This is a genomic window from Marinococcus sp. LNHM4E3-1 (assembly GCF_056034405.1).
Genome location: NZ_JBQLID010000008.1, coordinates 68,537 through 82,492, shown reverse-complemented (window position 1 = coordinate 82,492; position 13,956 = coordinate 68,537). Strand labels below are relative to the sequence as shown.

Here is a 13,956-nt window from a genome sequence, read left to right as displayed (position 1 = left end):
ATTAACGGACTAATGAGTCTGTTTCGGAGGAAAAGGTGGCCCGCGCATGAATGATACAAGCTTGTATCTCCGCTCGTTATTTATAGGATTGGCTGGCATGCTTGTATTGTTTGGTGCTCCGGCGCTGATTCCAGCGTTCCGGCAGGAAGCAGTGAGCTTATTTGCAGGAGCGTGCGGAGGAGCTTTTAATATCTGGCACGCCCACCGGGAGACAAAACGAATCCAGAAGGCGGTACTCGCGGAAAAAAAGATTTTTCCGTTTGGCATGGCCACAAGGCTCGCAGTAGGAGTAGTCATTGCCATGCTCTATGTCCGGTTTCCGGAACAATTCCGTCTGCTTTACCTTGTGATTGGATTGTTCAGTCCTTATCTGCTGCTTTATGCTTTATCCGTTCACTTCAGCAAAGAAAAGTAGTTTTTCAGCTGCAGCGCACAATCGACTAACATAGTAAAGGGGTGACTGAGACTTGAATATAGAGCACGAATCGCCGTATATCTATGATTTGTTTGGTATACCCGGCTTCCACATCAATCTTTCCAATGTCATGATGCTGACTATTGCAGCAGCCATTGTGTTCATCATTGGATTGGTGAGTGCGCGGACTCTCTCTATGAGACCGACTGGCATGCAGAATGTGTTTGAAATGGTAATTGAATTCGTCCGCAATATGATTGGAAGCACCATGGACTGGAAAACCGGAGAACGTTTCTTCGGACTTGGAATTACGATTTTCCTGTTCATACTGGTAGCGAATCTGCTCGGGATTCCGTTCATGCTGATTAATGATGAAACTCACGTGCTTTGGTGGAAATCACCGACGGCTGATCCGGTTGTGACGATGACACTGGCCGTTATGGTAATTGTGCTTTCACACTTCTACGGCATCAAGCTTCGCGGAGCGAAGGAGTACGGAAAGAACTACTTCCGTCCAAAGAAATTTCTCTTCCCGATTAACATTCTTGAAGAGTTCACCAACACATTGACACTCGGGGCACGGCTTTTCGGCAACCTTTATGCCAAAGAGATACTGCTGACGCTTCTGGCGACGGTGGGTACAACCTTTCCAATCGGTACCGCTCTTGGTATTATCCCAATGGTTGCCTGGCAGGGATACAGCCTGTTTATCGGTTTTATCCAGGCGTTTATCTTCCTGGTACTAACGATGGTCTACATTTCACACAAAGTGGAAACGGATCATTAATCACAGCAGCATCTGCGGAAACAACGAAACAACAATATATTTTTAAACTAATTTAAGGAGGATTTGCACATGGGTCTTTTAGCAGCTGCAATCGCAGCAGGTTTAGCAGCAATTGGTGCAGGTATTGGTAACGCAATCGTAATCAAAGGGGCAATCGACGGTACTTCCCGTCAGCCGGAGCTTGGCGGCAGATTGCAGACACTTATGTTCATTGGTATCGGTCTTGTTGAGGCAGTGCCGATCATCGCAGTCGTTGTTGGTTTTATCACGCTTTTCCAATAAACATACGTTTTGGAAAGGGAAGCAAAATGGCGGAGTGGGGGAACTGGCTTCGCCATTCCTTTTGTATATCTAAGAAAGGAGTGAAATCTTTTGCCATCTACATTTGCGTTCGGAGATGTGCTTTTCTCACTTTTTACGTTTGTCATTTTACTGCTTTTGCTTCGCCGGTTCGCCTGGGGTCCAATTGTGGAGCAGATGAAAAAACGTGAAAATCACATTTCCAATGAAATAGAGACAGCGGAAAATCACCGTCAGGAAGCGGAAAAATATTTAGAAGAGCAGCGGGTGGAAATGGAGAAAGCGCGCGAAGAAGCGCAGTCCATCATTGAAACGTCCCGTAAAACAGCTCAGGAGCAGTCCAAGGAAATTATCCGGGAATCCCACGAAGAAGCTAACCGTGTGAAAGATAATGCCCTCGCTGATATTACGAGAGAGCGGGAGCAGGCAGTTGAAGCGCTTCGTGCCCAGGTTGGCCAGCTTTCTGTGTTAATTGCGACGAAAATTATTGAAAAAGAATTAGATGAAGAAGAACAGGAAAAACTGATTCAGGAATACGTACAGGAAAGCGGCGGTCGCTTATGAGTAATCCAACCCTGGCGAAACGCTATGCCCGTGCACTGTTAAAGAGTGCGGAAGAACACGGGGCTCTTGAAGAGACCAAGCAGGAATGGGAAGCGATGCTCGAAGTGTTCCACACGCATCCGGAGATTGCTCAGGTTTTCAGATACCCGTCGATCAGCCGTGAAAGAAAGCAGTCTTTCATTGCGAGTACATTTGGTTCCTGGAGTGAGCGCAGCCGTTCAATGCTGAATGTGCTGCTTGACCGGAAACGGCTTCACCTGATTGATGAAGTGGCAGTGGAAGTAATTGCGCTGATTAACGACCGTCTCGGCATTGCCAACGCGGTCGTTTATACCGTGAAGCCATTAACGGATGAAGAGAAGCAGGCAGTCTCCCGCAAGTTTGCCCAGCGGGTCGGAAAGCGTGAGCTTTATATTGAAAACAGAGTGGATCCTTCGCTCATTGGCGGCATGAAGGTGCACATTGGACATACAATTTTTGACGGAAGCATTCAAGGTCAGCTAGACCGCTTGCAGCGTAATATAACGCAAACGAATTTATCATGAATGGGGTGAATCCTGGTGAGTATCAAACCCGATGAAATTAGTTCTTTAATTAAACAGCAGATTGAACAGTTTGAAGCGGAAACAGAGTCCAAAGAAGTCGGCATCGTCATTCAGGTAGGGGACGGTATCGCCCGCGCCTACGGCCTGGACAACGCGATGGCCGGTGAACTTCTGGAATTTGAAAACGGCGTCATGGGTATGGCGCAGAACCTTGAAGAAGGCAACGTGGGTATTATTATTCTCGGCGCCTATGAAGAAATTCGTGAAGGCGACCAGGTCAAACGGACCGGCCGCATCATGGAAGTGCCGGTCGGCGAAGAGCTGCTCGGACGTGTAGTTAACGCACTTGGCCAGCCTGTAGACGGACTCGGCTCCACCAACACGACCAAATCCCGTCCAATTGAAAGCGGAGCACCGGGAATTATGGACCGTCAATCGGTATCCGAACCGCTCCAGACCGGTATTAAAGCCGTGGACACAATGATTCCTATCGGACGCGGCCAGCGTGAGCTCATTATCGGCGACCGCCAGACCGGTAAAACGGCAGTTGCGATCGATACGATTTTGAACCAAAAGGAGGAAGACGTTATCTGCATTTATGTGGCTATCGGACAGAAGGACTCCACCGTGGCAGAAGTCGTGGATACGTTCCGTCAGAAAGGCGCGCTTGATTACACGATTGTTGTAAACGCCGGAGCTTCCGAGCCTGCACCAATGCTTTACCTGGCTCCGTATGCCGGAGCTTCCATGGGCGAAGAGTTTATGTACAACGGCAAGCACGTGCTTATTGTGTATGATGACTTAACAAAACAGGCGAACGCCTATCGTGAACTTTCCCTTCTCCTTCGCCGCCCGCCGGGCCGTGAAGCCTTCCCAGGGGACGTCTTTTACCTTCACTCCCGCCTGCTCGAACGTGCAGCAAAACTGAGTGATGAGAGAGGCGCTGGTTCAATGACCGCTCTTCCAATCATTGAAACCCAGGCAGGGGACGTAGGTGCCTACATTCCAACAAACGTGATTTCCATTACCGACGGCCAGATCTTCCTGCAGGCGAACCTTTTCAACTCCGGCGTCCGTCCAGCCATCAACCCGGGTATTTCCGTATCCCGTGTCGGCGGCTCGGCTCAGACGAAGGCAATGAAAAAGGTATCCGGTACGCTCCGTCTGGACCTGGCATCGTTCCGTGAACTTGAAGCCTTCTCCCAGTTCGGTTCCGACCTGGACAAATCGACACAGGACAAACTGGCCCGCGGGGGAAGAACAGTAGAAGTACTCAAACAGGGACTGCACCAGCCGCTTCGGATGGAGCTGCAGGTCGCAATTGTGTTTGCCCTGACAAGAGGATTCCTGGACAACATCCCAACAGACGACATCCGCCGTTACGAAAAAGAACTGCTTGCGTATCTTGAATCAAGTCATTCAGAGCTTTTGGCAGGTATTCGTGACACTGGAAAACTTCCGGACGAAGAAGAGTTCAAACAGGCGATTCAATCGTTTGAGAAGTCATTTAACCCTTCAAAATAAAGAGTGCCGAACGTAAAAAGGTTCAAAAGGTGGTGAACAGATGGCTTCCTTAAAAGAAATTAAAGGCCGTATCCAGTCGACGAAAAAAACGAAGCAGATTACAAGTGCCATGGAAATGGTCTCTGCGTCGAAGCTGAATAAGGCCCAGCAAAATGCTCAGCGATATGAGCCGTATACGAAAAAAATTAAAGACGTTGTTTCCGGCATCGCTGCCGGCAGCAGCGGTATCTCCCACCCCATGCTTGAAGAACGTCCTGTAAAGAAGACCGGCTACATTGCCATATTTACAGATCAGGGGCTTGCAGGGGCATATAACTCGAACATTCTTCGGGACTTAATGCAAAAGCTGCGGGAGCGTCACCAGTCAAAGGACGAATACAGTGTGATTGTAATCGGCCGGACGGGACGGGACCTGTTAAAACGTTACGGCATTCCAATGTTCGATGAAATTACGGGTCTGCCGGACCAGCCGTCCTTTAACGATATTAAAAACGTTACGCGTCTTGCCGTTGATTTGTATGCAAATGAAGACGTAGACGAATTGTATATCTGGTACAACCACTTCATTAACCCGATCCAGCAGAAGGTAACAGAAAAGAAACTGCTGCCGTTGACGGAGGAAGTAAGTGAAGAGGACAGCAAAGGCACAGCCCAGTATGAATACGAGCCTTCGCCGGAAGCGATTTTAAAGCAGCTTCTTCCGCAGTATGCGGAAAGCTTAATCTACGGCGCCCTGCTTGATGCCAAAGCCAGTGAGTTCGGGGCCCGGATGACAGCGATGAGTGCAGCAACCGATAACGCCAACAACATGGTCGATGATTTAACCCTTTCCTATAACCGTGCCCGCCAGGCGGCCGTGACGCAGGAAATTACCGAAATCGTCGGCGGTGCAGCTGCGCTTGAATAGAAGAATCATTTCGTCCGGCCGAGCCGGACAGTAAGGAGGGGAACAATTACAATGAGTGAAAAAAACGGTCGAATTACTCAGATTTTGGGACCGGTTATTGATGTTCAGTTCCCAAGCGGTCAGCTTCCGGAACTAAACAACGCGCTCCGCGTATCACAGCCGGCCACGGAAAATAAGGATGCAATTGAAGTTACTCTCGAAGTTGCGCAGCATTTGGGCGACAACTCCGTGCGGACGATCGCGATGTCTTCGACAGACGGTTTAATCCGCGGAACAGAAGTGACCAACACAGGAGGGTCTATTTCGGTCCCGGTTGGAAATGACACGCTGAGCCGCGTATTTAACGTTCTTGGTGAACCTATTGATATGAAAGAGCAGGTGGAGGACAGCGTCGAGCGCAAGCCAATCCACCGTAAGCCGCCACAATTTGACGAGCTCGCTGTGGAAACGCAGGTGCTTGAGACAGGCATTAAAGTTGTAGACCTGCTTGCCCCTTACGTAAAAGGCGGAAAAATCGGCCTGTTCGGTGGTGCCGGCGTAGGGAAAACGGTACTTATCCAGGAGCTTATTAACAACATTGCCCAGGAGCACGGCGGTATCTCCGTGTTTGCAGGGGTAGGGGAGCGTACCCGTGAAGGGAACGACCTTTACTTTGAAATGAGCGATTCTGGCGTTATTAACAAAGCAGCCATGGTGTTCGGCCAGATGAACGAGCCGCCAGGTGCCCGGATGCGCGTAGCTCTGACCGGCCTGACAATGGCAGAGCATTTCCGTGATGAAGAAGGGGCAGACGTGCTTCTCTTTATCGACAACATTTACCGTTTCACGCAGGCAGGCTCGGAAGTATCCGCCCTCCTCGGCCGGATGCCGTCCGCCGTTGGGTATCAGCCAACGCTTGCGACCGAAATGGGTCAGCTGCAGGAACGTATCACTTCCACGAAAAAAGGATCGGTTACGTCGATTCAGGCAGTGTATGTGCCGGCCGATGACTATACGGACCCGGCACCGGCAACAACGTTTGCCCATCTTGATGCGACAACTAACCTGGAGCGCCGGTTAACAGAAATGGGCATTTATCCTGCCGTGGATCCACTCGCTTCCACCTCACGTGCGCTTGCACCGGAGGTTGTCGGTGAGGAGCATTACGATGTCGCCCAGCAGGTAAAACAAACGATCCAGAAATACAATGAGCTGCAGGATATTATCGCAATTCTCGGGATGGAAGAGCTTTCCGAAGAAGACAAGCTCACGGTAAACCGTGCCCGCCGCATTCAGTTCTTCCTTTCGCAGAATTTCCACGTGGCAGAGCAGTTTACCGGCCAGAAGGGTACGTACGTATCCGTGCAGGATACAGTGCGTGGATTTAAGGAAATTCTTGACGGGCAGCACGATGACGTACCGGAAGACGCCTTCCGCCTTGTCGGCCCGATTGAAGATGTAGTGGAAAAAGCAAAATCTATGTCCTAAGGACGACACGGGGGAGGGAGAACACAGATGGCAACGATGCATCTCAGCGTAGTGACTCCGGACGGGTCCGTCTTTGATGGAGAAGTAGAGATGGTCAGTGTTCGTGCGGAAAGTGGCGAAATGGGGATTCTCCCCGGCCACGTTCCAACCGTGGCTCCTCTAAAGATTGATGCAGTCCGCATTAAGTATGACAACAAAGTAAAATTACTGGCTGTGAGTGAAGGATTCGTAGAAGTCCGCTCTGACGCCGTTAATATCTTAGCGGAATCTGCAGAAACTCCAGGAGAGATCGATCCGGAACGAGCCCGCATCGCCAAAGAGCGGGCGGAGGAACGACTGGACCGAATAAATGAAGAGGAAATTGACATCATGCGGGCACGCCTTGCGTTAAAACGGGCCAATACCCGACTGAAGGTTTCCGAAGGCTCATAAAGTTACATCTGAAGAATCGTTTTTCCAAAAGGAGAAACGGTTCTTTTGTTTTATATGAGTATGGCCCCGGCAGTGAATAGTGAAATTAAATAGTAGCAGCACCTGCGTTTCTAAAGAAGATAGAACTATAGATGTTTGATTATGAATCCTTTATAATAAAATATGCTTATAGTTATACAAACTTTTATAAAAATAGTACAAGATCTCGTGAATCCAATGACCGCCGCACATAGTAGCAGAACCTTCGTCTCTTGTTTTCCCTTATGCATTTGGTTATTCTGAAACGTGGCTTAAAATTTGCAAAGAACGTTGTACAGCAACAAAGAAAGGCATGATGGCATGAATCCGGACGGCCAGGAAGCACTAATACATATCCTGCTTCATCTCTCTTTTTTTATCCTGACCTGGTGGTGTCTGCAGGCGTTTCGGTTTGACGTTTTTATCCGGAGGCCGGAAAGCCTGAAGGGAAGACTTTTGATTATATTGTTCGCTATTGCAATCAGCTACTCTGTAAGCAGCTTCTTTATCGATTATTTTGATTTTTCTTTGTATCTTCGTTACCTGTTTTTCACACTTTTGGCATAAAAGATTATGAAAATGCGGGAGCGGGTAAAGGATTCTGTATGAAACTCATCGATGCTGTTGAAATGGACACGGAAAAAACTGTCTCTTTACCTCTGTAACGTTTTGAGACGGGAAGCGACTAATGAAAAGGTTAGACAAATGGACGAAAAAAAGCACAACTCTTTCAGGTAAAGTACGCAGCACAAAAAGATAATATGCATAAGTATAGCGGAGGGAATTAAATTGGATAAAATTATTGTACAGGGAGGCAGACGCCTAAAGGGGTCCGTCAAAGCAGAAGGAGCAAAAAATGCGGTTCTGCCTGTTATTGCAGCTACTCTTTTGGCAGAAGAAGGGCAAAGCACACTTTATGATGTGCCGCCTCTCGCAGATGTAGACACGATCTCCAATGTTCTGCGCCATGTCGGAACAGAAGTTAATTACGAGGACCACCGCTGGACAGCTGACGCCACGGGAGACCTCTCCACGGAAGCTCCGTTTGAATATGTCAGCAAAATGCGGGCTTCATTTCTCGTTATGGGTCCGCTTCTGGCAAGAAAAGGGATTGCCCACATCGCACTTCCGGGGGGATGTGCGATTGGCTCCCGCCCGATCGACCAGCACCTGAAAGGATTTGAAGCAATGGGTGCGCACGTGGAAATCGGTAATGGCTATATCGAAGCGAAGGTAGAAAAACGCCTGCAGGGAGCACGCATTTATCTTGATTTTCCAAGTGTTGGTGCTACAGAAAATATCATGATGGCCGCTGCTCTTGCAGAAGGTACGACAACGCTTGAAAACGTCGCAGAAGAGCCGGAAATCACGGACCTTGCCAACTTTATTAATGCCATGGGAGGCAAAGTCCGCGGCGCCGGAACCGGCACGATCCGCATTGAAGGTGTAGATAAATTAACCGGAGCGGAGCATACGATTATTCCGGACCGGATTGAGGCAGGAACCTTTATGATTGCTGCTGCGATCACCGGAGGAGAAGTATTCGTCGAAGGAGCAATGCACGAACATTTACGCCCGCTTGTAGCAAAAATGCGGGAAATGGGTGTGAAAATTGAAGAAAGCGACGGAGGCATGCTTGTCACCGGCCCGGATATTTTAAAGCCGGTCGATATTAAGACGATGCCGCATCCTGGCTTCCCAACAGACATGCAGGCGCAGTTTATGGCGCTTCTAACCCAGGCAAAGGGCACCGGTCTTATTACAGAAACGGTTTTTGAAAACCGCTTTATGCACGTAGAAGAATTCCAGCGTATGAACGCAAGCATCAAAATTGAAGGGCGCACGGCTATTATCAGCGGTCCGAAAAAACTGCAGGGTGCTGAAGTGTCAGCTACCGACCTCCGTGCAGGCGCCGCTTTGATCGTTGCTGGTCTCGTAGCAGAGGGAGAAACAACGGTAACAGAGCTCCGTCACCTTGACCGTGGATATGTAGACTTTCATAAAAAGCTGCAGGGTCTCGGCGCAAATGTAAAACGCGTAAATGCAGACGAGGAAGCAGATACTTCCATGAAAACAGCCCAACGCTCTTAATTAAGTTTTCAATAAAGCAGGCCATCACTATTCAGTGGTGGTCTTTTTATGCTTTAAGAGTAGGTATATAGTATCCGGTAAAATAGGATATACTTCACTAAATGCAGGCGTATATTCCTCGGATTAGACGTTTGTGGTAAAATAGAACTAATTATAAATGTGGACGATTTAAAGATAGAAGCATGCCCAGCCAGGCTTACGTTCGGCCTACATTACGGAAACGGGGAATACAATTATGCTGAGGGGTTTTTATAACGCTGCGTCGGGGATGACAGCCCAGCAGAGAAAAACGGATATGCTGAACAATAATATTGCCAACGCCAACACACCGGGCTACAAATCCGATCAAAGTGCGATCCGGACGTTTCCGCAGCAGCTGCTGCATGCGGAAAATGCAGGAAAAGGGCCGCATACGATCGGCTCACTTGGCACAGGCGTCTACATGCAGGACCAGACTCCTTCGTTTACTCCGGGAGAGCTGCAGGAAACTAACGCGCCAGCCGATGTTGCTCTGCTCGAAGCAGAGGTGCCGGATGAAAACGGTACAGTGCTGTTCACGGTCCAGGGAGAAGACGGAACGGCCTACACCCGGAACGGAAACTGGACAGTGGATGCAGAAGGATTTTTAACGACCTCGGAGGGGCAATACATACTAAATAACGAAGGCGCCCCTGTGGAAACGGGAAATGAAAATTTTCAAATTACTGAAGACGGCACGGTGCTGCTTGAAAACGGTGGGGAAGCCGGTCAGCTGGGTGTGGCTTATGCACCGGACACCAACGATTTAGTCAAAACCGAAGCGGGTCTTTTTGAAGCGGAGGAGGAGCTTGGCGCTGCAGCGGATAATGAAGACGTCCGCTATCAGATGAAACAGGGGTTTCTCGAACAGTCCAACACCGACTCCACCCAGGCGATGACGGAGCTGATGGAAGCGTACCGGATGTTCGAATCCAATCAGAAAGTGATGCAGACGTATGACCGCAGCATGGAAAAGGCTGTGAATGAAGTCGGACGGCTCGGTTAACTATAGGGTGAACCTATAAAATAGAATTCAGGAGGAAGAGAGCATGTATTCGGGATTACGCATACCATTTCAATCCATGGGCTCTGTCCAGCAGCAGATGGATACCATCAGCAATAACCTCTCCAACGCGGAGACAGCTGGATTTAAATCACGACAGGCGACATTCAGTGAAATGATGTACCAGCAGCAGGACAACATGCCAATGCCGGAAAACGGCACCGGCCGGCTTACTCCTCCGGGGATACGAACAGGCGGCGGAGCATCAGTCGGCCAGACAGCGCTTCGCATGGAGCAGGGATCGCTGAAAGAGAGTGAACGGGAGCTCGATTTTGCTCTTGAGGACACGGATGCTTTTTTCCAGATAGAAGCAGAAGACGGGGTGGTTGAATATACAAAAGACGGGCAGCTGTATCTGTCAGAAAACCCTGAGACGCCTGGAAGCTATACACTCGTTGATCAGAACGGCGGATTTGTATTAAACGAAGCCGGAGGAAGATTTGATATTCCTGCAGGAGCTTCAGAGTTTTCAATGCAGGAAAACGGGGAACTGACAGCTGTAACGGCAGCCGGTGACACAGTGAACCTTGGTTCATTTGGCGTGGTACAGGTAGAGCGCCCACAGGCGTTAACGTCTGTCGGGGGCAATCGGTATCGTTTTGAGGATTTAGATGGACTCGGGGCAGCGGAAGATGATATGGTTATAGAAGCTGACCCGTCCAGCGTAAAGCAGGGAATGGTCGAGCAGTCTAATGTGGATTTATCGAATGAATTAGTAAATATGATGAATGCCCAAAGACAATACTCGTTTAATTCCCGCGCGTTGACGCAGGGAGACCAGATGCTTGGATTAATTAACAGTATTCGATAAGTCTTTGCGGTTAAGGGAGCATAGATAGTACATATGAACAATCAGGACAACCATACAAGGACTTCCAGGCCGAATAGAAAAGCGCAGCTGAAAAGAGGCGCGCAGAAGGTACATGCACGTCTTCAGCATCTGCTCTGGTGGCATTGGCTGATTATTATTTTAGTTCTGGCTTTTATCTGCTCGATTATCGGCTTGATGATCGGCTATGCGGTCGGGGGAGGCAACCCTTTTCAGGCTTTAAACCCATCGACCTGGCTGGAGATTTACCGGTTAATCCGAGGAAATTAGCATAAAAAGTGAGGAAAAAATGATGCTTTCAATAGAACAAATTAAAGAGATTATTCCCCACCGCTACCCGTTTCTGCTTGTCGATAAAATTATCGAGGTAGAACCCGGGGAGCGGGCGGTAGGCATTAAAAATGTCAGCGCCAATGAAGAGTTTTTCAACGGGCACTTCCCTGACTATCCGGTGATGCCGGGAGTGCTTATTATTGAAGCGATCGCCCAGGCCGGCGGCGTCGCGCTGATGCAGCAGGAAGACATGAAAGGAAAGCTCGCCCTGTTTGCAGGCATTGATGAATGCCGATTCAAAGGGCAGGTGAAGCCGGGAGACCAGCTGCGCCTTGAAATGGAGGTCACCAAACAGCGACGCTCCATCGTTAAAGGAAAAGGCACAGCTTCCGTAGACGGCAAGGTCGTAGCAGAAGCGGACCTGATGTTTGCGATTCAATAGTAAAAAAGACTGCAGCCAGAGCCGGCTGCAGTCCTTTTTTATTGTCTGCTGCTATTCATCATTTTCCTCTAATGCATCTTCAATGTGTTCTTTAAGGGCTGGCCCCATCGTTCGGGAATAAAGGGTGGAAATATGGTGGTTGTCCCGAAAAGTAATGACGTTGCCGATCACAGGGTCACACGTGTCGTCATCACAAAAATAAGGCGACATATCAGCAAAGGTAACGTTGTCTGGAATCTCTTCTTCTTCTGTATTTTCCCACGGAGGGTTTTCAGATAATACTTCATCTCTTGGTACGGCGCAATCGGCCGGATCGTCGCTTTCTTCCAGGCAGGTAGGGATGTCCTCCTGCATTCTCGGGTTGTCCCGTATCGCGAATATTTCCGTATGGCCTTCGAATTCTTCCCAGATCCCAAGGTAGCCTTCTGGTATGGTGCCTCCAGCATTTACATTAGCGGTAGTAAAAAGTAAATCAGGATCGTTTTTCTTCAGCGGTTCAATGGAATCTTCATTCCACTGCATGCATGAGTCAGAAAGTGTACCGTCAAAATCATCTGTAGAAAAACGGCAGCCATCTTTATTAAACACATCGATCTGCAGGCTCAGCTCCTCAGACATTTTTTCAAGGGCTGGAAACCAGTGGCCGGAATGAGAACCGCCTACCAGGGCAATGGTATATTCGGGATCGGTCGTGTCCCCGTAAGAACACATGCTGATTTCCGTCTCCTCCAGATCGGAATAGCACTCGCTCTCAGAATAAAATTCCGGCATCTCGCTTTCAGCCTGCACCACATTATCGAGGGGGTCAATGTCAGGGTTCGGTTCAATATCCTCTGATATTGCCCGGGCCCCTGGGTAGTCCGTAACTGTATAATCTTCGCTGATAGTGGATTGACTTTTTTCGACGTAATTATCCCATACTCCAGCTGCCGTAAGGGCCGGAAGCAGAAATACAACCAGAGCCGTTACTACTTTTGTTTTTGATTGTTTGATATTAATTTTTCTTATGGGTGCTTCTATGACTTTGACAGAGAGCGCCGAAGCGACGAAGGCAAGAGCTATAATAGCAATGCCGCCCTTGAGCGATACCGTTGTGTTGTCGAAATAGGCAAAATAGAAGATAAGAATCGGCCAATGCCATAAATAAAATCCGTAGGAAATGCTGCCGAAGTATAGAAACGGCTTGGAGCCCAGCAGTTTGTCCACCCCGAAGCGGCTGCTGTTTTCAGCTGCTGTGATAATCAGCAGAGCCCCGGTGGTTGGAAGCAAAGCAGCAAAGCCTGGAAAAATGGTGGATACAGGGAGGACAAGCCCTGTTAAAGCGACAATTGCCAATCCCAGCCAGCCAAGAAAAAAACCAATTGATTTCCTCACTGACAGGTACGGAAGAAGCAAAGCGACAATGCCGCCAAGGCTGAACTCCCATACCCGGGCGAACGTATCAAAATAAGCCCAGGGCTGATTAATGGAAGTAATGTAGATAGAGTAACTAATAGATACAACAAAGACAATAGTCAACACGCTCAGCAGGGTTTTACGAACAGGCGTTTTAAATGCTTTTTTTGCAAGAAAATAAGCAGCCAGTATAAGTAGAGGCCAGGTGACATAAAACTGTCCCTGAATGGAAAGAGCCCAAAAATGCTGGAATGGGCTGGCATCGTTATTTTGCGCCAGATAGTCTACTGCGCTCGTAGCCAGTTCCCAGTTTTGAAAATACAGCGCCGAAGCAAACATTTCTGCAACAATCTGGTTCCACTGGGATTGAGGCAGGAGCAGAATAGAGCCGGCCATCGTAAATAAAATAACGATTACAGCAAGAGGCAGCAGCCGGCGGCCTAGTCCTAGTAGATATTCAGGCAGATTAATTGTTCCTTCACGTTCAAACCTCGATAAAAGTGATGTAGTAATTAAGTAACCGGAAACGACGAAAAATACGTCCACCCCGCCTGATACCGAACCCAGCCAGATGTGATAGACAGCCACTAAAAAAGCAGCTACAGCACGTACCCCTTCAATTTCGGGTCGAAACCTTTTCTCGGGTGTTCTTAAATCATTCATTATAAACATCTCCATGCATTAAGCTTTTCTAAGTATAAATATTACATTAATCCAGTCAATTATAATTTAAATTTATGTACTTAATATTTATTCTTTGTTTCATCTTTCAAAATGATCCCTGCCTTTTCCGATATTTATCATACATTATTTTATCACATGTAAACGAATCCACCCTGAACCCATTTCAATAATACACAATTTTAAATTAAGCAGTAAGAAAAAT

At 48.4% G+C, this 13,956-nt stretch carries 16 protein-coding genes; 15 read left to right on the top strand and 1 reads right to left on the bottom strand.

The window, feature by feature from the left end:
- The first annotated feature begins 46 nt into the window (after positions 1 to 46).
- The 15 genes from ACTRXI_RS10385 (at position 47) to fabZ (ending at position 11,675) form a co-directional block, all read left to right on the top strand.
- On the top strand, positions 47 to 415 hold the full coding sequence (locus tag ACTRXI_RS10385) for an ATP synthase subunit I (RefSeq protein WP_474262351.1): 369 nt from the start codon (positions 47 to 49) through the stop codon (positions 413 to 415).
- A 58-nt stretch (positions 416 to 473) separates the two neighbouring features.
- Positions 474 to 1,202: a F0F1 ATP synthase subunit A gene (gene atpB, locus ACTRXI_RS10380; RefSeq protein ID WP_474262426.1), complete on the top strand. Its 729-nt coding sequence runs from the start codon at positions 474 to 476 to the stop codon at positions 1,200 to 1,202.
- Positions 1,203 to 1,271: 69 nt separating this feature from the next.
- On the top strand, positions 1,272 to 1,484 hold the full coding sequence (gene atpE / locus ACTRXI_RS10375; protein WP_022794575.1) for a F0F1 ATP synthase subunit C: 213 nt from the start codon (positions 1,272 to 1,274) through the stop codon (positions 1,482 to 1,484).
- A 90-nt stretch (positions 1,485 to 1,574) separates the two neighbouring features.
- Complete coding sequence (gene atpF / locus ACTRXI_RS10370; protein ID WP_474262350.1) at positions 1,575 to 2,066, top strand: F0F1 ATP synthase subunit B; 492 nt, start codon at positions 1,575 to 1,577, stop codon at positions 2,064 to 2,066.
- The gene (locus tag ACTRXI_RS10365) at positions 2,063 to 2,611 is read left to right on the top strand and encodes a F0F1 ATP synthase subunit delta (protein ID WP_474262349.1); all 549 of its coding nucleotides are present in this window, start codon (positions 2,063 to 2,065) and stop codon (positions 2,609 to 2,611) included. Before atpF ends, ACTRXI_RS10365 begins: the two co-directional genes overlap by 4 nt.
- Positions 2,612 to 2,626: 15 nt before the next feature.
- A complete protein-coding gene (gene atpA, locus ACTRXI_RS10360) occupies positions 2,627 to 4,135 on the top strand; it encodes a F0F1 ATP synthase subunit alpha (protein ID WP_474262348.1) in 1,509 nt (502 codons plus the stop codon).
- 40 nt (positions 4,136 to 4,175) lie between these two features.
- Entirely contained in the window at positions 4,176 to 5,042 is an 867-nt protein-coding gene (gene atpG / locus ACTRXI_RS10355; protein ID WP_022794571.1) for an ATP synthase F1 subunit gamma, read from the top strand.
- 51 nt (positions 5,043 to 5,093) lie between these two features.
- Positions 5,094 to 6,509 (top strand): F0F1 ATP synthase subunit beta, encoded by a 1,416-nt coding sequence (atpD, locus tag ACTRXI_RS10350; RefSeq protein ID WP_474262347.1) that lies wholly within the window; start codon positions 5,094 to 5,096, stop codon positions 6,507 to 6,509.
- A gap of 27 nt (positions 6,510 to 6,536) precedes the next feature.
- Positions 6,537 to 6,941 (top strand): F0F1 ATP synthase subunit epsilon, encoded by a 405-nt coding sequence (locus ACTRXI_RS10345; protein WP_462867445.1) that lies wholly within the window; start codon positions 6,537 to 6,539, stop codon positions 6,939 to 6,941.
- A gap of 297 nt (positions 6,942 to 7,238) precedes the next feature.
- On the top strand, positions 7,239 to 7,526 hold the full coding sequence (locus ACTRXI_RS10340; protein WP_462867443.1) for a DUF1146 family protein: 288 nt from the start codon (positions 7,239 to 7,241) through the stop codon (positions 7,524 to 7,526).
- Positions 7,527 to 7,748: 222 nt separating this feature from the next.
- Complete coding sequence (gene murA, locus ACTRXI_RS10335) at positions 7,749 to 9,050, top strand: UDP-N-acetylglucosamine 1-carboxyvinyltransferase (RefSeq protein ID WP_474262346.1); 1,302 nt, start codon at positions 7,749 to 7,751, stop codon at positions 9,048 to 9,050.
- Between the two features lie 235 nt (positions 9,051 to 9,285).
- Complete coding sequence (locus tag ACTRXI_RS10330) at positions 9,286 to 10,074, top strand: flagellar hook-basal body protein (RefSeq protein ID WP_474262345.1); 789 nt, start codon at positions 9,286 to 9,288, stop codon at positions 10,072 to 10,074.
- A gap of 43 nt (positions 10,075 to 10,117) precedes the next feature.
- A complete protein-coding gene (locus ACTRXI_RS10325) occupies positions 10,118 to 10,942 on the top strand; it encodes a flagellar hook-basal body protein (RefSeq protein WP_474262344.1) in 825 nt (274 codons plus the stop codon).
- A gap of 33 nt (positions 10,943 to 10,975) precedes the next feature.
- Complete coding sequence (locus ACTRXI_RS10320; RefSeq protein ID WP_474262343.1) at positions 10,976 to 11,230, top strand: DNA-directed RNA polymerase subunit beta; 255 nt, start codon at positions 10,976 to 10,978, stop codon at positions 11,228 to 11,230.
- A 22-nt stretch (positions 11,231 to 11,252) separates the two neighbouring features.
- Positions 11,253 to 11,675, top strand: coding sequence for a 3-hydroxyacyl-ACP dehydratase FabZ (fabZ, locus tag ACTRXI_RS10315; RefSeq protein ID WP_027847263.1), 423 nt, complete (start codon positions 11,253 to 11,255; stop codon positions 11,673 to 11,675).
- Positions 11,676 to 11,726: 51 nt separating this feature from the next.
- Here the strand turns inward: fabZ and ACTRXI_RS10310 are convergent, their stop codons facing one another.
- On the bottom strand, positions 11,727 to 13,733 hold the full coding sequence (locus ACTRXI_RS10310; RefSeq protein ID WP_474262342.1) for an acyltransferase family protein: 2,007 nt from the start codon (positions 13,731 to 13,733) through the stop codon (positions 11,727 to 11,729).
- Positions 13,734 to 13,956: the final 223 nt, after the last annotated feature.